The following is an 18,973-nucleotide window of genomic DNA, read 5'->3' as shown; positions in this document are numbered from 1 at the left end:
TCCGCTTTGGAGGATGGTGGCCGGACTCATTATTGCGACCGCAGGGTTATCGAGGAAAAGACCATGACTGAAATTCGCGTTCCAACGCTCGGCGAATCCGTGACCGAGGCCACCATCGGCCGCTGGTTCAAGAAGGCCGGCGAGGCTGTGGCGGTGGACGAGCCGTTGGTGGAGCTGGAAACCGACAAGGTCACCATCGAGGTGCCCGCGCCGGTCGCCGGCACGCTCGGCGAGATCATCGCCAAGGACGGCGAGACGGTTGCCGTCGGCGCGCTGCTCGGCCAGATCAATGACGGTGCCGTTGCGGCCAAGCCCGCTGCCGCCGCTGCGGCTCCCGCCAAGGCCGCCGCGCCGGCGCCCGCTGCCGCTCCGGCGCCTGCCGCGCCCAAGGTGCCGCCGGCCGATGCGCCGCTCGCGCCGTCGGTTCGCAAGCTGTCCGCCGAAAGCGGCGTCGACGCCTCCACCGTTCCGGGCTCGGGCAAGGACGGCCGCGTCACCAAGGGCGACATGCTGGCCGCGATCGAGAAGGCCGCCTCGGCGCCGACCCCGGTCAACCAGCCGGCCGCCGCCGTGCAGGTTCGTGCGCCGTCGCCGGCTGACGATGCCGCGCGCGAGGAGCGGGTGAAGATGACCCGGCTGCGCCAGACCATCGCGCGCCGCCTCAAGGACGTGCAGAACACCGCCGCGATGCTGACCACCTTCAACGAGGTCGACATGACCGAGGTGATGAAGCTGCGCGCGCTCTACAAGGACACGTTCGAGAAGAAGCACGGCTCGAAGCTCGGCTTCATGGGCTTCTTCACCAAGGCGGTCGTGCAGGGGCTGAAGGACATCCCGGCCGTCAATGCCGAGATCGACGGCTCCGACCTGATCTACAAGAACTACTATCACATCGGCGTTGCGGTCGGCACCGACCGCGGCCTGGTGGTGCCGGTGGTGCGCGACTGCGACCACAAGTCGATCGCCGAGATCGAGAAGTCGATCGCCGACTACGGCCGCCGCGCCCGCGACGGCCAGCTCAAGATCGACGAGATGCAGGGCGGCACCTTCACCATCACCAACGGCGGCATCTACGGCTCGCTGATGTCGACGCCGATCCTCAACGCGCCGCAGTCCGGCATCCTCGGCATGCACAAGATCCAGGAGCGGCCGATGGTGGTCGGCGGCAAGATCGAGGTGCGGCCGATGATGTATCTGGCGCTGTCCTACGATCACCGCGTGATCGACGGCAAGGAAGCGGTCACCTTCCTGGTGCGCGTCAAGGAGAGCCTGGAGGATCCGGCCCGCCTGGTGCTGGATCTCTAAGACCATCTCGCGCGCGGCGCCCGATCGGTTCGGGCGTCGCGATCCATTGGGCACTCACGTTTGGGGATCAATGTGACGGACAAGGTCGTTGTCATCACCGGCGGCAGCCGCGGCATCGGCCGCGCCACCGCGCTCGCAGCCGCCGCGCGCGGCTACCGCATCGTGGTCGGCTATGCCACCAATCAGGCTGCGGCGGACGAAGTCGTCTCCGCGATCGAGGCCAAGAACGGCAAGGCGATCGCGGTGAAATGCGACGTCGGCAGCGAGGCGGATATTCTCGCGCTGTTCAAGGCCGCCGACGGCTTCGGCACGCTCGGCGCGCTGGTCAACAATGCCGGCATCGTCGGCAAGAGCGGCGTGCGCGTCGACGAGATGTCGGCCGAGCGCATCCAGCAGATGATGGCGGTCAACGTCACCGGCAGCATCCTGTGCGCGCGCGAGGCGGTGAAGCGGATGTCGACCAGGCACGGCGGCAAGGGCGGCGTCATCGTCAACCTGTCCTCGGTCGCGGCCAAGCTCGGCGCGCCCAACACCTATGTCGACTACGCCGCCTCCAAGGGCGCGATCGATTCCTTCACGGTCGGCCTCGGCTACGAGGTCGCAGGTGAAGGCATCCGCGTCGCTGGCATCCGGCCCGGGCTGATCGACACCGATATCCATGCCGCCGGCGGCGAGCCCGATCGCGCGCATCGGCTTGCCCATCTGGTGCCGATGAAGCGCGTCGGTACCGCGGATGAGATTGCCAACGCCATCGTCTGGCTGATCTCGGACGAGGCGTCCTACGTCACCAGCGCGATCCTCGACGTGTCGGGCGGTCGCTAGAACACGATCACGCAGCGGGACGCGTCTTCCGATCGGATCGCGTCCTCCAACTGTCACAGAGCTTAGCTACAGGACCTCAATCATGGCTTCTTACGATCTCGTCGTCATCGGCACGGGCCCCGGCGGTTACGTCTGCGCGATCCGCGCGGCGCAGCTCGGCATGAAGGTTGCCGTCGTCGAGAAGAACGCGACGCTGGGCGGCACCTGCCTCAATGTCGGCTGCATGCCCTCGAAGGCGCTGCTGCACGCCTCCGAGATGTTCGAGGAAGCCGGACACTCCTTCGCCAAGATGGGCGTCAGCGTCCCGCCGCCGAAGCTCGATCTGCCGGCGATGATGAACTTCAAGCAGCAGGGCATCGACGGCAACGTCAAGGGCGTCGAGTTCCTGATGAAGAAGAACAAGATCGACGTGCTGAAGGGCACCGGCAAGATCCTCGGTGCCGGCAAGGTCGAGGTGTCCGGCGACGGCAAGTCCGAGACCGTCGAGACCAAGAACATCGTGATCGCCACCGGCTCCGACATCGCGCGACTGAAGGGCATCGAGATCGACGAGAAGCGCATCGTGTCGTCGACCGGCGCGCTGTCGCTGGACAAGGTGCCCGGCAGCCTTTTGATCGTCGGCGCCGGCGTGATCGGGCTCGAGCTCGGCTCGGTCTGGCATCGGCTCGGTGCCAAGGTCACCGTGGTGGAATTCCTCGACCGCATCCTGCCCGGCATGGACGGCGAGGTGGCGAAGCAATTCCAGCGTATCCTGGAGAAGCAGGGCTTTGTCTTCAAGCTCGGCGCCAAGGTCGCCTCGGTCGACACCTCGGGCAAGACGCTGCAGGCCAAGGTCGAACCGGCCGCCGGTGGCGCCGCGGAGACCATCGAAGCCGACGTCGTGCTCGTGTGCATCGGCCGCGTGCCCTACACCGAGGGTCTCGGGCTGAAGGAAGCCGGCGTTGCGCTCGACAATCGCGGCCGCGTCGGGATCGATTCGCACTTCTCGACCAATGTGAAGGGCATCTATGCGATCGGCGACGTCGTCGCAGGCCCGATGCTCGCGCACAAGGCGGAAGACGAAGGCGTTGCCTGCGCGGAGATCATCGCGGGCCAGGCCGGTCACGTGAACTACGACGTCATTCCAGGTGTTGTGTATACCACGCCGGAAGTGTCGTCGGTCGGCAAGACCGAGGAAGAGCTCAAGCAGGCCGGCGTCGCGTATACCGTCGGCAAATTCCCGTTCACCGCGAACGGCCGCTCCAAGGTCAACCAGACCACTGACGGCTTCGTGAAGATTCTCGCAGATGCGAAGACCGATCGGGTGCTCGGCGTGCACGTTGTCGGCATCGAAGCCGGCGAAATGATCCACGAAGCCTGCGTTCTGATGGAATTCGGCGGTTCGGCCGAGGATCTGGCGCGCACCTGCCACGCCCATCCGACGCGATCCGAGGCGATCAAGGAAGCCGCGCTTGCGGTGGGCAAGCGCGCCATCCATATGTGATCGAACGTCCGGCGCGAGCCGGGCTGCAGCATGATCCGGAAAAGTGCGAAGCGGTTTTTCGGAAGGATCATGCTCAAACAGGGAGCATGATCCGGAAAAGTGTGAAGCGGTTTTCCGGGAAGATCATGCTCAAACAGGGAGCATGATCCGGAAAAGTGTGAAGCGGTTTTCCGAGAAGATCATGCTCAAACAAGGAGCTGAAGCGTGATGATTCAACCCGGTCTCATCGCGCTTTAGGATCAAAGCGATGTTGCGCCGCGTGCTTCAGCCGTTCTGGGTCCTGCTTGCGATCATCTTCCTGATCGAGGCTTGGCTGTGGGATCACCTCGAGCCGATCGTGGCCCGGGTGGTCGCATTGATCCCGCTGCGCGCGCTCAAGCAATGGCTCGCCGACCGGGTCGATTCGCTGTCGCCGGCGATGACGCTGATCGTCTTCGTCGTGCCGCTGATCCCGTTGTTTCCGCTCAAGCTGGTCGGGCTCTGGCTGCTCGCGAACCAGTACTGGTTCAGCGCGGTTTCGCTGATCCTGTTTGCCAAGATCGTCGGCGTCGGCGTCACGGCCTTCCTGTTCGACGTGACGCGGTCAAAACTGCTGGAGATGCCCTGGTTCAAGGCGCTCTATGATTTCGTCATGGCGCTGCGCGCCAAGGCTGCCGCGCTGGTCGAACCGGTCAAGCAGCGGGTCCTCGACATGATCCGTGGCGATGGCGTCGGCTGGACCGCGCGCACGCTGCGCCTGATCGCCCGCTTCCGCAAAAGCGTGCATCAGACCAGCAAGGTGCTCTAAAGCGGGATGAGTTTTGGTTGAATCGGCTTGGCGCGGTCTTGCTTTACCTCTCCCCGGTGGGGAGAGGTCGGATTGCGCAGCAATCCGGGTGAGGGCTCTTGCTCTCTCGATAGACCGCAACCCCTCACCCGATTTGCTGCGCAAATCGACCTCTCCCAAGGGAGAGGTGAACTTTCGATGCCGTTCCAGCTCAACCTAATCTCATCAGGCCTTAGGCACGGCTCTCACGCCCGTCATCCTGACAGAATGTGAAGCTTGGTCCTCATCCGCTGTTGTCGTCGCCCGGCTCGACCGGGCGACCCAGTACGCCGCGGCCTATCGGCTCAAGCACGACCGCCTCTGGAATACTGGATCACCCGCATGCGCGGTTGATGACACTGAGCAAGCCAATTCCGTGACCCTGTCAGGGTGACGGAGGTCAAGCGGAGCCCAGCCGCCTCAATGCAGATGCAGCAGATGCGGCTGGAACAGGCCGAGCAGCGTCATCGCGATGCCGGCGAGCGTCACCAGGCCCGACACCCAGGCCAGCGCGGCGATGCTGGTGATGATGGTCGCGGACGCCAGCACGATGGCGATCTGGAAGGCGGCGGAAGCAAGCTCGAAGTGATGATATTTCGCGGTGGCCTCGTCGCGCTCATGCTCGGCGTGCTTGGCGCGTTCGGAGAGTTGCTCCGAACCCTCGCCGGTCTCGGGCTCCGAGCGATAGCGCGCCGCAGTCTTCTGCCAGTCGTCGATCTGCTTCTGCAGCGCGGCCTTGGCCGCCTCGTCGGTAGTGGTCGCGAGGTTCAGCTTGCCTTGTTCGGCCGCGGTCTGCACCGAGGTGCGGCGGATGCTCTTGGCCTGGAAGAAGGCCCAGAGGTTGGACGCCTCGACGTTCTTGCTGATCGATTCGGTCTGGGCGCCCTTGCCGAGGGTTTCCGACAGCGCCAGGCACAGCGCGATCACGGCGATCAGGAGCGCGATCTTCTTGTTCTCGCCCGAGGCATGCTCGGCATGCTCCGCGTGCTCCATACTTTCATGTGCGCTCATGATTCCCCTCCAATGAGACTGTGCCACGATTGCCGAATGCGGTGCACAAGGCAAGGGGCGGCAGTTGGTGGTTATCCGTATGAAGATGAACGCAGCATGACGGCGCCCGGAGTCCGGCGTCTAATCTGGACCGAGGTCCGGCCGTCTCAGCCGCGCGGGTGCGCGGAGCGATAGACTTCAAGCAGGCGCTCGCTGTCGATGCCGGTGTAGATCTGCGTGGTCGACAGCGAGGCGTGGCCGAGCAATTCCTGGATCGCACGCAGGTCGCCGCCGCGGCTGAGCAGATGGGTCGCGAAGGAATGCCGCAGCGCATGCGGCGTGGCGCTGTCAGGCAGGCCGAGCGCGCCGCGCAGCCGCTCCATGGTGAGCTGGATGATGCGCGGGCTCAAGGGGCCGCCGCGCGCGCCAACGAACATCGGTCCGGTCGGACTGAGCTGGTGCGGACAGATCGCCGCGTAGTCCGCGATCAATTGCAGCACGTTCTGCAGCACCGGCACCATGCGGGTCTTGTTGCCCTTGCCGGTCACGACCAGCACGTCGCCTTCGCCCGGCTTCGGCACCTCGCGGCGCTTCAGCCCCAGCGCCTCGGAGATGCGCAGGCCCGAGCCATAGAGCAGCGCCATCACGGCGGCGTCGCGCATCAGGATCCAGGTCTCGCGCTCCTCGCCGGCGCGCTCGTCGGCGTCGGCAAGGCGTTTCGCCGCGTCCATGTGGATCGGCTTCGGCAGGCTCTTTGCCACCTTCGGCGCGCGGATCGCCGAGAGTGCGCCAACCTTGCCCTTGCCTTCGCGTTCCAGGAAGCGTCCGAACGAGCGCAAGCCGGCCAGCGCCCGCATCAGCGATCGCCCGCCGATCTCGTCCGCGCGGCGCATCGCCATGAAGGCTCTGACATCGCTCGCTTCGAGCGCGGAGAAGGCCGCAAGCGTCACGCGCGCGCCCCAGTGTTCGGCCAGGAAGGCCAGGCATTGGCGCACGTCGCGGGCGTAGGCCTCGAGCGTCTTCGGCGACAGCCGCCGCTCGGCGCGCAGATGCGACAGCCAGCGCGTCATCTCCTGCGTCACCGTGGCATCGGCGCAGTCGAGCTCGAGCGGTTGGATGGGCTGATCGGTCCGGGCCATCTGTAGAGGGCTATTGGCGCTGCTAATCTCCTGATTATATCGCACTGCCTTCGTTTACCGTTCGCTAAGAGAGCGAAGCGGTGCTAGCCCGGTCGGGTTCAGGGTTTCTGATTCAATGGACCACGCCACGCGCCCCAGCTCAGCCTCCGTAACGACGACGCGTGTCGTCGACGTGCTGGTGCCTGTGGCGCTGAACCAGACCTATTCCTACCGCGTGCCGCGCGGCATGGAGCTTGCGCCGGGTGATGTGATCTCTGTTCCGCTCGGGCCGCGCGAGGTGGTCGCGGTGGTGTGGGCCGAGAATGCCAGGCCGGATCCGCGGCTGCACAACCGGCTCAAGGACGTCAGCGAGAAGCTCGATGTTCCACCGCTCAGGGCGGAGCTGCGCCAGCTGGTCGACTGGGTCTCCAATTACACATTGTCGGCGCGCGGTATGGTGCTGCGGATGACGCTGCGGATGGGCGAGAACCTCGGGCCGGAGCGGACGCGGCTCGGCGTCCGCCTGGTCGGGGAGCCGCCGCAGCGCCTGACGCCGGCGCGCCGGCGGGTGATCGAAGTGCTGTCGGACCGCTTGCTGCACGGCAAGTCGGAGGCGGCGCGCGAGGCCGGCGTCAGCTCCGGCGTGATCGACGGCCTGGTCGACGAAGGCACGCTGACGGTCGAGGCGATGCCGCCGCCGGCCGCGCCGCCGGTGCCCGATCCCTCCTATGCGCAACCGGATTTCTCACGCGAGCAGCGCAGCGCGGTCGACGTGCTGCGGACGCTGGCGGCGAGCGGCAGCTTTCACGTCGCGCTGCTCGACGGTGTCACCGGTTCGGGCAAGACCGAGGTCTATTTCGAGGCGATCGCCGAGAATATCCGCCGCGGCAAGCAGACGCTGATCCTGATGCCGGAGATCGCGCTGACCGGCCAGTTCCTCGACCGCTTCGCGCAGCGCTTCGGCGTGCGGCCGCTGGAATGGCATTCCGAGCTGACGCCGCGCACCCGGGCGCGCAACTGGGCGGCGATCTCCGAGGGCAAGGCGCCGGTCGTGGTCGGCGCCCGCTCGGCGCTGTTCCTGCCCTATGCCGATCTCGGCCTCATCATCGTCGATGAGGAGCACGACCAGGCCTACAAGCAGGACGAAGGCGCGCATTATCACGCGCGCGACATGGCGGTGGTCCGCGCTCATATCGCAAAAATCCCGATCGTGCTGGCTTCGGCGACGCCGTCGGTCGAGAGTGAGGTCAATGCGCGCAAGGGGCGCTACCAGCGCGTCGCGCTGCCGTCGCGGTTCGGCGGCCAGCACATGCCGCATATCGAAGCGATCGACATGCGGCGCGCCCCGCCGCCGCGTGGGCGGTTCATCTCGCCGGTTCTGGCCGAGCAGATTCGCCACGCGATCGAGCGCCGCGAGCAGGCGCTGCTGTTCCTCAACCGCCGCGGCTATGCGCCGCTGACGCTGTGCCGCGGCTGCGGCCACCGCTTCGCCTGCACGATCTGCGACGCCTGGCTGGTCGATCATCGCTTCCGGCAGCGGCTGGTCTGTCACCATTGCGGCTTCTCGATGCCGCGCCCGAACATCTGCCCGCATTGCGCGGCCGAGGAATCGCTGGTCGCGGTCGGCCCCGGCGTCGAGCGCCTGCAGGAGGAGGCCGCCAGCATCTTTCCCGAGGCCCGCACCATGGTGCTGTCGAGCGATCTGATCACCTCGATCGAGACCATGCGCAGCGAATTGAACGAGATCGCCGAGGGGCGCGTCGACATCATCATCGGCACCCAGCTGGTGGCGAAGGGGCACAATTTCCCGCGGCTCAATCTGGTCGGCGTCATCGACGCCGATCTCGGCCTCAGCAACGGCGATCCGCGCGCCGCCGAGCGCACGTTCCAGCTGTTGAACCAGGTGGTCGGCCGCGCCGGCCGCGAGCAGGGCCGCGGCGTCGGCTATCTGCAGACCCACCAGCCAGAGCATCCGGTCATCAAGGCCTTGATCGCGAACGACCGCGAGGCGTTCTACGCCAGCGAGATCGATATCCGCGAGCGCACCGGCTATCCGCCGTTCGGCCGGCTGGCGAGCCTGATCGTCTCCGCCGGCGACCGTCCGACGGCGGAAGGATTTGCCCGCAAGCTCGCCGCGGTGGCGCCGCTCGACGAGCGGATCCAGGTGCTCGGTCCCGCCGAGGCGCCGCTGGCCGTGCTCAAGGGTCGCTACCGCTTCCGCCTGCTGGTGAAGTCGCTGCGCAATGTCGACCTGTCGCAATATCTGCGCGAATGGCTGGAGGCCGGCCCGAAGACCAAGGGCAATCTGAAGCTCGAGGTCGACGTCGATCCGCAGAGCTTTTTGTAGGCTTCTGGCCCCGGAATGACGGAAAGAAAAAGCCTGCCGTCATTGGCGACGGCAGGCAGTTTGGCGCGAAGCAGGCCTCGCGGCCGGTACGCTACGCAACGCTTACTGAAGGCGTTCGAGCATGATCCGGAAAAGTGCGAAGCGGTTTCCCGAAAAGATCATGCTCAAACAAAGAGCGTTACGACATGACCTCGGCGGTGACGCGGCCGACGCCCGCACCGGTCAGGCCGATGGCGCGGGCAGCGCCGGTGGAGAGGTCGAGCACGCGGCCGCGGACGAATGGGCCACGATCATTGATGGTGACGACGACGCTGCGGCCACCATGGGTGACGCGGAGCTTGGTGCCGAACGGCAGCGAGCGATGGGCCGCGGTCATGGCGTTCTGGTTGAAGCGCTGGCCGGACGCGGTGCGGCTGCCCGACTCATTGCCGTAGAAGGAGGCCATCCCCGAGAACGTGTGGCCACCGGACGACTGGACCGACGCATTGGCGTCGCGCCAGGACGAGCCTTCGGCGCGGGCTTGGTGATGATGATGGTGGTGGTGGCGATGGTGCCTGGACTTCGCGGACGCCTCGGTCACGCTTCCCCCGACCAGCATCGTTGCGGCAACAAACGCAAGCGCCGTACGCGAGCGGGTTACGTTGCCCGCCGCCTTCTTGATATTCGACATTGATAAGACCCTCAGACAGTATTGCCGCTAACGCGGCAAGTGGAACCCCCGTCCCTTCGTTGACCAAAGCCGTTTGGTTGCGCAATGAGGCACGAATTGGGCAGTAAATCCCGATTGTCTCGGGCTGAAATATCTTGTTACCGCTTTGGGGTATTCAATCGAGGTTCCGTAACCTTGGCCGTTAACGAATTTTTAACGATATGAATACCTGTGAATACTGAATATCTGCCTGATTGTAAGATTTCGGTAAGTAATCGCGAAATGAAACGACGGCTCGCGGCGGGTTCCTTGCGCGTGAGCCCATAGGCTCATGCAAATTGCGATGGAACAAAATCGGGGGATGCGAATCGAAGCTGGCTGCGCCGGATTTCCGCACCCCGAATTTTTCTGATTCGCGCGTCCGCGGCGGCCGTCGAAAACCGCATGCGACAAGGCGGCTCTCACGATGCCGTCATGTTGCACCTGCGCGATTGCTATGTTAGCAAAGCCGCGATTTTAACGGTCCCGGCACGTCCTGTGCCGGTCGAAAATCGAAGTCCCGCTTGAATTCCAAGGGCTTGGATCGCTAGGCGCTGCTTTGGTGGCGACGGTTTTTCCCTTGCGGATTTGACAGCAAAAAAGAGCGAGCACGTGGCTGCTGAAGATCCGTCCGTTTCGGGAGTGTCCGGTCGTTACGCAACGGCCCTGTTCGAGTTGGCGCGCGACGAGCAATCCGTCGATCAAGTGAGGGCCGACCTCGACAAGTTCGAGGCCATGCTCAATGACAGCGCCGATCTGAAGCGCCTCGTTCGCAGCCCGGTGTTTGCCGCCGACGCCCAGTTGAAGGCGCTGACCGCGGTGCTCGACAAGGCCGGCATCGCCGGTACCTCGGCAAAATTCCTCAAGGTGCTTACTGCCAATCGCCGGCTGTTCGCCGTGGCCGATGTGATCCGCGCCTATCGCGCGCTGGTGGCGAAGTTCAAGGGCGAGGCGAGTGCGGAAGTCACCGTCGCCGAAGAGCTCAGTGACAAGAATCTCGACGCGCTGAAGGCCGCACTGAAATCAGTGACGGGCAAGGACGTCGCGCTCAACGTGAAGGTCGATCCCTCCATTATTGGTGGCCTGGTGGTCAAGCTCGGCAGCCGGATGGTGGATAGTTCGCTTCGCACCAAACTCAATTCGATCAAGAACGCGATGAAAGAGGCAGGCTGATGGACATCCGCGCCGCAGAAATTTCTGCGATCCTCAAGGACCAGATCAAGAATTTCGGCCAGGAAGCCGAAGTCACCGAAGTTGGCCAGGTGCTGTCGGTCGGCGACGGTATCGCCCGCGTCTACGGTCTCGACAACGTTCAGGCCGGTGAAATGGTCGAGTTCGAGAACGGCACCCGCGGCATGGCGCTGAACCTCGAAACCGACAACGTCGGCATCGTGATCTTCGGCGCCGACCGTGAGATCAAGGAAGGCCAGACCGTCAAGCGCACCCGCGCCATCGTGGACGCGCCGGTCGGCAAGGGCCTGCTCGGCCGCGTCGTCGACGCGCTCGGCAACCCGATCGACGGCAAGGGCCCGATCCAGGCGACCGAACGCAAGCGCGTCGACGTCAAGGCGCCCGGCATCATTCCGCGCAAGTCGGTGAACGAGCCGATGGCCACCGGCCTGAAGGCAATCGACGCGCTGATCCCGATCGGCCGCGGCCAGCGCGAGCTGATCATCGGCGACCGCCAGACCGGCAAGACCGCGATCGCGCTCGACACCATCCTGAACCAGAAGCCGCTCAACGCCCAGCCGGACGAGAGCCAGAAGCTGTACTGCGTCTATGTCGCGGTCGGTCAGAAGCGCTCCACGGTTGCGCAGTTCGTCAAGGTGCTCGAAGAGCAGGGCGCGCTGGAATACTCGATCGTCGTTGCCGCGACCGCGTCCGATCCAGCGCCGATGCAGTACATCGCGCCGTTCACCGGCTGCACGATGGGCGAATACTTCCGCGACAACGGCATGCACGCCGTGATCATCTATGACGATCTGTCGAAGCAGGCCGTCGCCTACCGCCAGATGTCGCTGCTGCTGCGCCGCCCGCCGGGTCGCGAAGCCTATCCGGGCGACGTGTTCTATCTCCACTCCCGCCTGCTCGAGCGCGCCGCCAAGCTCGGCAAGGATCATGGTTTGGGCTCGCTGACGGCGCTGCCGGTCATCGAAACCCAGGCCAACGACGTGTCGGCCTACATCCCGACCAACGTGATTTCGATCACCGACGGCCAGATCTTCCTGGAAACCGATCTGTTCTTCCAGGGCATCCGTCCCGCCGTGAACGTCGGTCTGTCGGTGTCGCGCGTCGGCTCCTCGGCGCAGACCAAAGCCACCAAGAAGGTCGCCGGCAAGATCAAGGGCGAGCTCGCGCAGTACCGCGAAATGGCGGCGTTCGCGCAGTTCGGCTCCGACCTCGACGCCTCGACCCAGCGTCTGCTCAACCGCGGCTCGCGCCTGACCGAGCTCCTGAAGCAGCCGCAGTTCTCGCCGCTGAAGATGGAAGAGCAGGTCTGCGTGATCTGGGCCGGCACCAACGGCTATCTCGATGCGCTTCCGCTCAACAAGGTGAAGGCTTTCGAGGATGGTCTGCTGTCGCTGCTGCGCGGCAAGCATGTCGATATCCTCAATGCGATCCGCGACAGCCGCGACCTGTCTGACGACAGTGCCGCCAAGCTGAAGTCGGCGGTCGACGGCTTCGCCAAGACGTTTGCATAACGAATGGGGCGCCGTCCGGCTCGAACGCCGGGCGTGACGAACGGAGGCTTGCGATCTGACCATCATGGTCGGATCGCCGGGGTGAACGAAGAATGGCGTCACTAAAAGACATGCGGGTCCGCATCGCCTCGACCAAGGCGACGCAGAAGATCACCAAGGCCATGCAGATGGTCGCAGCCTCCAAGCTGCGCCGCGCGCAGAACGCCGCCGAAGCGGCGCGGCCTTATGCCAACAAGATGGATGCGGTGATTTCCAATATCGCCGCCGCGGCCAACGGCTCGCCCGGCGCTCCGGCACTGCTCGCCGGCACCGGCAAGGACCAGGTCCACCTGCTGCTGGTCTGCACCGGTGAGCGCGGCCTGTCCGGCGCCTTCAACTCGGCCATCGTGCGCCTGGCGCGCGAGCGGGCGCAGTCGCTGCTTGCGCAGGGCAAGGACGTCAAGTTCTTCTGCGTCGGCCGCAAGGGCTACGAGCAGTTGCGGCGGACGTTCGACAGCCGCATCGTCGAGCACCTCGACCTGCGTTCGGTGCGACAGATCGGTTTCGTCCACGCCGAAGACATCGCCAAGAAGGTGCTGGCGCGGTTCGAGGCCGGCGAGTTCGATGTCTGCACGTTGTTCTATTCGCGCTTCCAGTCGGTGATCGCGCAGATCCCGACCGCGCAGCAGATCATCCCGCTCGAGGTGGCCGCGCCTGCCGCCAATGCGGCTCCGTCCACCTCGTATGAGTACGAGCCCGAGGAGGACGAGATCCTCGGCAGCCTGCTGCCGCGCAACCTCGCGGTGCAGGTGTTCCGCGCGCTGCTGGAGAACAATGCTTCGTTCTACGGCGCCCAGATGAGCGCGATGGACAGTGCGACCCGCAATGCCGGCGAGATGATTCGCAAGCAAACCCTGATTTACAACCGAACCCGTCAGGCCCAGATCACGAAGGAGCTGATTGAAATCATCTCCGGCGCTGAGGCGGTCTAAGGCAGATTTCGAAGGAGAACAGTCCATGGCTACAGCAGCCAACCAGATCGGTCGCGTCACCCAGGTCACGGGCGCCGTGGTCGACGTGCAGTTCGAAGGCCATCTTCCGGCGATTCTGAATGCGCTCGAGACCAAGAACGGCGGTAACCGCCTGGTGCTCGAAGTCGCCCAGCATCTCGGCGAATCGACCGTCCGTACCATCGCGATGGACATCACCGAAGGTCTGGTGCGCGGCCAGGAAGTGACCGACACCGGTGAGCCGATCCGCGTTCCGGTCGGCGAAGGCACGCTCGGCCGCATCATCAACGTCATCGGCGAGCCGATCGACGAAGCCGGTCCGATCAAGGCCGAAGGCGTGCGCGCGATCCACCAGGAAGCGCCGAGCTACACCGATCAGTCGACCGAAGCTGAAATTCTCGTCACCGGCATCAAGGTCGTCGACCTTCTGGCTCCGTACGCCAAGGGCGGCAAGATCGGCCTGTTCGGCGGCGCCGGCGTCGGCAAGACCGTGCTGATCCAGGAGCTGATCAACAACGTCGCGAAGGCGCACGGTGGTTACTCGGTGTTTGCCGGCGTCGGCGAGCGCACCCGTGAAGGCAACGACCTCTATCACGAGTTCATCGAATCCAAGGTCAACGCCGATCCGCACAATCCGGACCCGAGCGTGAAGTCGAAGTGCGCGCTGGTGTTCGGCCAGATGAACGAGCCGCCCGGCGCCCGCGCCCGCGTCGGCCTGACCGGTCTGACCGTCGCCGAGCACTTCCGCGACCAGGGCCAGGACGTGCTGTTCTTCGTCGACAACATCTTCCGCTTCACCCAGGCGGGTTCGGAAGTGTCGGCGCTGCTCGGCCGTATTCCTTCCGCGGTGGGTTATCAGCCGACGCTCGCGACCGACATGGGCGCGCTGCAGGAGCGCATCACCACCACCCAGAAGGGCTCGATCACCTCGGTGCAGGCGATCTACGTGCCGGCCGACGACTTGACCGACCCGGCGCCCGCCACCTCGTTCGCGCACTTGGACGCCACCACGGTGCTGTCGCGCGCGATCTCGGAAAAGGGCATCTATCCGGCGGTGGACCCGCTCGACTCGACCTCGCGCATGCTGTCGGCGCTGGTGGTCGGTGAAGAGCACTACAACACCGCGCGCCTCGTCCAGCAGATCCTCCAGCGCTACAAGTCGCTGCAGGACATCATCGCCATTCTCGGCATGGACGAACTGTCGGAAGAGGACAAGCTGACGGTGGCTCGCGCCCGCAAGGTCGAGCGCTTCCTGTCGCAGCCGTTCCACGTCGCCGAAATCTTCACCGGCTCGCCGGGCAAGTTCGTCGACCTCGCCGACACCATCAAGGGCTTCCGCGATCTCTGCCAGGGCAAGTACGACCATCTGCCGGAAGCGGCGTTCTACATGGTCGGCACCATCGAAGAAGCCGTCGAGAAGGGCAAGAAGCTCGCCGCCGAGGCGGCCTAAGCTTCGAGATGTCGTCATCGCCGGACTTGATCCGGCGATCCATCGCACGAGAAGTATTTTGACTGATGGACCCGCGGGTCAAGCCCGCGGGTGACAGCGCAAAGAACGGAAAGACCATGGCAACCTTCCACTTCGATCTCGTCTCCCCCGAAAAGCTCGCCTTCTCCGGCGAGGTCGATCAGGTTGACGTCCCCGGCGTGGAGGGTGATTTCGGTGTGCTCGCCGGGCACGCTCCGGTCGTCGCCACGGTTCGCCCGGGCATCCTGACGATCACGACCGCCGGCAAGCGCGAGAAGGTGATCGTGCTCGGCGGTCTTGCCGAAGTGTCGGACAAGGGCCTCACCGTGCTCGCCGATGTCGCGACCGCGCTGGCGGATCTCGATCGCGCCAAGTTCGCCGAGACGATCAACGAGATGCAGGAGAAGCTTTCCGAGAAGGAAGGCTCCGAGCTCGACCACGCGATCGAGCGGCTCGATCACTTCAAGAGCATCCAGCACGAGCTCAACGCGACCGCTATGCACTAAGGCGCGGTTGCCGACCAGCGATCGCGCCATTGCGCCGGGTGAGCCGGCTCTGCCTGTGAAATAGCTCACGTTTTTCAATTATCGCCTGCGAAGGCTCAAACGATTTCAACGCTCGCCACGCCCTGGCGGGCGTTGAATGCTTGTTGCACCCACGGGCGTCTGGCGGCATTCTGCCGCGCTTATTTGGGTTCCGCGGCCTGGTATTCTTGACGCGCAAGGTCGCCGAGATCTTCGCGGACGACATCGAGAACGAGCAGAGCGCGACAAACGCCGCACAAGGGTGCAATCCGAACAGTGTGAAGCAGCTTACAGCAAGGACCGTGCGGCCATGACAAGCTGCGGCACGACGACGAGCTGGCCCGATCGCGTCGCGATTTCTCCCCGGACATGACGGAAGATACTGTGCTGACCTTCTCCACCGATGCGCTCCGCCCCCAGGACCGTTTCGAACACTGGTGCGACGTGCGCGGCAAAAGCCTGTTCGGGGTCACGATCGAGCTCGAGCGCGACAAGCGGCCCGATTTCCGCGGGCACTTTTCCGCGACGCCGGTGGGCGGTGCCGTGCTGGCGGAAATGTCGGCATCCTCCTATCGGGTCAGCCGCACCTCATCGGACATTGCGCGGGTGCCGAGCAACAGCCTGCAACTCGCCTGGCAGGTGCGCGGCCCCGGGTACCTGAACATCGGTCGCGATCGCGTTCACTTCGTGCACAATGGTGATCTGGTGTTCGGCCACTCCAATCTCCCGTATTTCTCGACGCCCGAACGGAACGACGGGTTTCATTTCTTCAGCCTCAAGATCCCGGTCACCGACGAGCTTCTACTCGGCGCGCGAATCGAGGATGCGCCGCCGGTCGCGCTGGCGCGTGATGCGCGCCTGACCCGGCTGGTCGGCGCCATGTTCCGCGCCATGACGCGCGATCCGGTACGAGCCGGGCAGTTCGCCGGCGAAGTGACGCATATGGTGCGCCTGGCGCTGCTCGCGCGCGGGCGCCTGCGGCCGCGCCAGGATGAAATCCGTGCCGCGCTGCATGCGGGCCATCTCCATGCCGCGCGCGAAATCCTGCTGCGCGATCTGCATCGCGCCTCGCTGACGCCGGCCGCGGTCGCCACCGAACTCGGCATCTCGCTGCGGCAACTGCATGCGCTGTTCGAGCCGACCGGCCTGTCGTTCGCGCGGACCTTGACGGCGGCGAGGCTGAATGAAGCGCGGCGGCTGCTCTATGCCACGCAGGAGCGCGGCATCGACGAGATCGCGTTCGCGTGTGGCTTCGACAGCATCGCGACGTTCTATCGTGTCTTCCGCGCGACCTATGGCATGACGCCGGGCGACGCGCGGCGGATTCAGCCGGCGAATTCCGCAAATCTGGTCGCGACCGCGCGATAGACGTCGCGGCGAAACGGCACCACAAGATCGGCGACGCGATCGAGGCGCTCCCAGCGCCATTGATCGAATTCCGCGGGCTGGCCGTTGCGCGGCGTCAGCGGATCGATCTCCTCGTCGCGTCCGGTGAAGCGTAGCGCAAACCATTTCTGCCGTTGGCCGCGGAATTTGGCCAGCCGGTGCGAGGACGGCCCGTCATAGGCCGGGAATTCGTAGGTCATCCAGTCGGTCTCGCCGAGATAGTCGGCGTTGACCGCGCCGGTCTCTTCCCACAATTCGCGCATCACGGCCTGGCGTGGATCTTCGCCGTCGTCGATGCCGCCTTGCGGCATCTGCCATTCGAGGCCGGGCAACACGATCTCCGGACCGTCGTCCTTGATCCGGTGGCCGATCAGCACGCGTCCAGCCGCGTTGAACAGCGCGATGCCCACATTGGGCCGATAGGGTTTCTCTGATGACATCTCGGTTGGTACGTCGTGGGTCTATTTGGCAGCCAGAGCGGCGAATTCCTTCACGACGCGCTCGTAGACCGGCCGCTTGAACGGCACAATCAGCTCCGGCAGATTCTTCATCGGCTCCCAGCGCCAGGTGATGAACTCGGCCTTGTGGCCGCCGCCGGGGTTGGCGACGTTGATCTCGCTCTCGTTGCCGGTGAAGCGCAATGCGAACCACTTCTGCCGCTGGCCGCGGTAGCGGCCCTTCCAGGCGCGGCCCGCGACGGTGCGCGGGATGTCATAGATCAGCCAGTCCGAGACCTCGCCGAGCTTCTCCACCGACTTGATGCTGGTCTCTTCATAGAGTTCGCGTCGCGCCGCCTGAAACGTATCCTCGCCGGGATCGACGCCGCCTTGCGGCATCTGCCAGACATGCGCGTCGTCAACATGTTCGATGCCGCCGGCGCGGCGTCCGATGAAGACCAGTCCGGCCGTATTGAGCAACATGATGCCGACACAGGTTCGATAGGGCAGGTCCTCATAACGTGCCATGCTGCCGCTACCTCGCATTTCCCGATGCCATCAGACCCGGCCCCCCGGCTAGGTCATGCTGCACCAACAGATTGATCTTTAGCCCGATTTTGATTTCAGCATCGCCGTTGTCAATGGCACAAGCATGATGCCCTTGGAGTCCAGTGTCTTGAGCCAGGCGCCGAGCCGCTCGATCGAGACCGGCAGCGCCGAGGCGACGCCCACGGCCGTGCCGCGTTCCTTGGCGATGGTTTCCAGCTTGACCAGGGCGCGGTCGATCTCGGCCGAGGTCGGAACCGCGTCGATGGCGAAATCGGCCTTCGCGAACGGCAGCGACTGGCCGGCGGAGAGGGTCTGCGCGACGCTGCGCGGGGTGGAACCGTCGTCGAAATAGCTGAGGCCGCGCTTGGCGGCTTCACGCACGATCGGCTGCATCACGGGATCGGACGCGACGAACCGGGCCCCCATGAAATTGGCGATCCCGGCATAGCCCTGCAGGCGGCTGAGGTGCCAATAGAGCCGGTCGAGGTTCTGTTCGCCGCTGAGCGTGGTCAGCAGGGTTTGCGGCCCCGGATCGTTGTCGGGATAGTCGAACGGCTCCATCGGGATCTGCAGCAGGATCTCATGGCGTTGCGCCCGGGCGCGTTCCGCGAGCTTGCCGGGGTCGGCGCCATAGGGCGTGAAGGCCAGCGTCACGGCCGGCGGCAGCTTCATGATGGCGTCAGTGGTCTTGGCGGCGCCGACCCCGAGGCCGGCGACCACGACGGCAACCACCGGCATCCGGGCCGCCTTGGCGCGGTCGGCTTCGGCCGCATAGACCGTGAACGGTTTCAGGCCGTCGGCGACGGCCGGGATCATGCCGTAGCGCGACTTTTCCAGCAGACGCGGATCGATACCGGACATCGCGAGCGGCGGCGGTGCGTCGCCGTCAGCCTTCTCGGCCGGATCGCCGGCGCCGATCACGACATCCTGGCGCTTGCCGCTGGAGCCGTCGATGATGGTGACGGTTTTGGCGTCGCTGGCGGCAGCCGGCGTCTTCGCGACGGATTTGACCGCCGGCTCAGTCGCCTGGCCCGCCGGGGCCTGCTTGTCGTCAGGAGCGGCTTGTGGGGGATTGCGCAGAGTGATGCGGGCCATCGGCTCGCCGCCGAGCGGGTTGTCGTTGAACAGCGCAACGCCGACGAAGCCGACCAGCACGAGCCCCAGCAGCACGGCGAGCGCCTGCATCGCCGTGAATGGCAGGCGGAAACGGCGCGTCCTGCCCACGGTCTGCTGCCCAAGCGGCGTGCTCAGTTCGTCGGCCGCCTCTGCCATGACCCTCCCCGAATCAACAGCGCAAACGATAGCACGATGCGGTGCTTTCCCGCGCGCCGGCCGCCCCGGCAATGCACGGACAGTGGTG

17 protein-coding genes are annotated in these 18,973 nt (G+C 65.1%); 11 read left to right on the top strand and 6 right to left on the bottom strand.

The genetic code is table 11. The features are described from left to right. Nucleotides 1-63: 63 nt before the first annotated feature. The 4 genes from odhB to JQ507_32235 all read left to right on the top strand — a co-directional run bounded on the left by odhB (nt 64) and on the right by JQ507_32235 (nt 4,397). Complete coding sequence (gene odhB / locus JQ507_32250; GenBank protein ID QRI69478.1) at nt 64-1,305, top strand: 2-oxoglutarate dehydrogenase complex dihydrolipoyllysine-residue succinyltransferase; 1,242 nt, start codon at nt 64-66, stop codon at nt 1,303-1,305. A 72-nt stretch (nt 1,306-1,377) separates the two neighbouring features. Next, nucleotides 1,378-2,127 carry an SDR family oxidoreductase gene (locus tag JQ507_32245; GenBank protein ID QRI69477.1) on the top strand — a complete coding sequence of 250 codons (750 nt, stop codon included), beginning with the start codon at nt 1,378-1,380 and terminating at the stop codon, nt 2,125-2,127. Nucleotides 2,128-2,209: 82 nt separating this feature from the next. Further along, a complete protein-coding gene (locus JQ507_32240) occupies nt 2,210-3,610 on the top strand; it encodes a dihydrolipoyl dehydrogenase (protein QRI69476.1) in 1,401 nt (466 codons plus the stop codon). Nucleotides 3,611-3,857: 247 nt separating this feature from the next. Further along, on the top strand, nt 3,858-4,397 hold the full coding sequence (locus JQ507_32235; GenBank protein QRI69475.1) for a hypothetical protein: 540 nt from the start codon (nt 3,858-3,860) through the stop codon (nt 4,395-4,397). A 438-nt stretch (nt 4,398-4,835) separates the two neighbouring features. On the opposite strand, the gene JQ507_32230 is transcribed toward JQ507_32235, so the two are convergent. Further along, a complete protein-coding gene (locus JQ507_32230) occupies nt 4,836-5,426 on the bottom strand; it encodes a DUF4337 domain-containing protein (GenBank protein ID QRI69474.1) in 591 nt (196 codons plus the stop codon). A 146-nt stretch (nt 5,427-5,572) separates the two neighbouring features. Beyond that, nucleotides 5,573-6,544 (bottom strand): tyrosine recombinase XerC, encoded by a 972-nt coding sequence (locus JQ507_32225; protein ID QRI69473.1) that lies wholly within the window; start codon nt 6,542-6,544, stop codon nt 5,573-5,575. A 115-nt stretch (nt 6,545-6,659) separates the two neighbouring features. Here JQ507_32225 and JQ507_32220 point away from each other — a divergent pair, with 115 nt between their 5' ends. Continuing rightward, a complete protein-coding gene (locus tag JQ507_32220; protein QRI69472.1) occupies nt 6,660-8,870 on the top strand; it encodes a primosomal protein N' in 2,211 nt (736 codons plus the stop codon). 178 nt (nt 8,871-9,048) lie between these two features. On the opposite strand, the gene JQ507_32215 is transcribed toward JQ507_32220, so the two are convergent. After that, complete coding sequence (locus JQ507_32215; protein QRI69471.1) at nt 9,049-9,540, bottom strand: septal ring lytic transglycosylase RlpA family protein; 492 nt, start codon at nt 9,538-9,540, stop codon at nt 9,049-9,051. A 630-nt stretch (nt 9,541-10,170) separates the two neighbouring features. Here JQ507_32215 and JQ507_32210 point away from each other — a divergent pair. The 6 genes from JQ507_32210 (at nt 10,171) to JQ507_32185 (ending at nt 16,609) form a co-directional block, all read left to right on the top strand. Then, nucleotides 10,171-10,731 (top strand): F0F1 ATP synthase subunit delta, encoded by a 561-nt coding sequence (locus tag JQ507_32210; protein ID QRI69470.1) that lies wholly within the window; start codon nt 10,171-10,173, stop codon nt 10,729-10,731. After that, the gene (locus JQ507_32205) at nt 10,731-12,260 is read left to right on the top strand and encodes a F0F1 ATP synthase subunit alpha (GenBank protein ID QRI69469.1); all 1,530 of its coding nucleotides are present in this window, start codon (nt 10,731-10,733) and stop codon (nt 12,258-12,260) included. The genes JQ507_32210 and JQ507_32205 overlap by 1 nt, the downstream gene beginning before the upstream one ends. Before the next feature lie 92 nt (nt 12,261-12,352). Then, on the top strand, nt 12,353-13,231 hold the full coding sequence (locus tag JQ507_32200; GenBank protein ID QRI69468.1) for a F0F1 ATP synthase subunit gamma: 879 nt from the start codon (nt 12,353-12,355) through the stop codon (nt 13,229-13,231). 25 nt (nt 13,232-13,256) lie between these two features. Beyond that, nucleotides 13,257-14,699 (top strand): F0F1 ATP synthase subunit beta, encoded by a 1,443-nt coding sequence (atpD, locus tag JQ507_32195; protein QRI69467.1) that lies wholly within the window; start codon nt 13,257-13,259, stop codon nt 14,697-14,699. Nucleotides 14,700-14,815: 116 nt separating this feature from the next. After that, nucleotides 14,816-15,223: a F0F1 ATP synthase subunit epsilon gene (locus JQ507_32190; protein QRI69466.1), complete on the top strand. Its 408-nt coding sequence runs from the start codon at nt 14,816-14,818 to the stop codon at nt 15,221-15,223. Nucleotides 15,224-15,625: 402 nt separating this feature from the next. Next, entirely contained in the window at nt 15,626-16,609 is a 984-nt protein-coding gene (locus JQ507_32185) for a helix-turn-helix transcriptional regulator (GenBank protein ID QRI73606.1), read from the top strand. On the opposite strand, the gene JQ507_32180 is transcribed toward JQ507_32185, so the two are convergent. The 3 genes from JQ507_32180 to JQ507_32170 all read right to left on the bottom strand — a co-directional run bounded on the left by JQ507_32180 (nt 16,567) and on the right by JQ507_32170 (nt 18,885). Beyond that, complete coding sequence (locus tag JQ507_32180; protein ID QRI69465.1) at nt 16,567-17,067, bottom strand: RNA pyrophosphohydrolase; 501 nt, start codon at nt 17,065-17,067, stop codon at nt 16,567-16,569. The genes JQ507_32185 and JQ507_32180 overlap by 43 nt on opposite strands. Nucleotides 17,068-17,088: 21 nt before the next feature. After that, a complete protein-coding gene (locus JQ507_32175; GenBank protein ID QRI69464.1) occupies nt 17,089-17,592 on the bottom strand; it encodes an RNA pyrophosphohydrolase in 504 nt (167 codons plus the stop codon). Between the two features lie 78 nt (nt 17,593-17,670). Then, nucleotides 17,671-18,885: a divergent polysaccharide deacetylase family protein gene (locus tag JQ507_32170; protein ID QRI69463.1), complete on the bottom strand. Its 1,215-nt coding sequence runs from the start codon at nt 18,883-18,885 to the stop codon at nt 17,671-17,673. Nucleotides 18,886-18,973 lie beyond the last annotated feature (88 nt).

Source organism: Bradyrhizobium sp. PSBB068, assembly GCA_016839165.1.
GTDB lineage: Bacteria > Pseudomonadota > Alphaproteobacteria > Rhizobiales > Xanthobacteraceae > Bradyrhizobium.
Note: the sequence above shows the minus strand (reverse complement) of the source record. Positions and strands in the feature narration are given on the sequence as shown.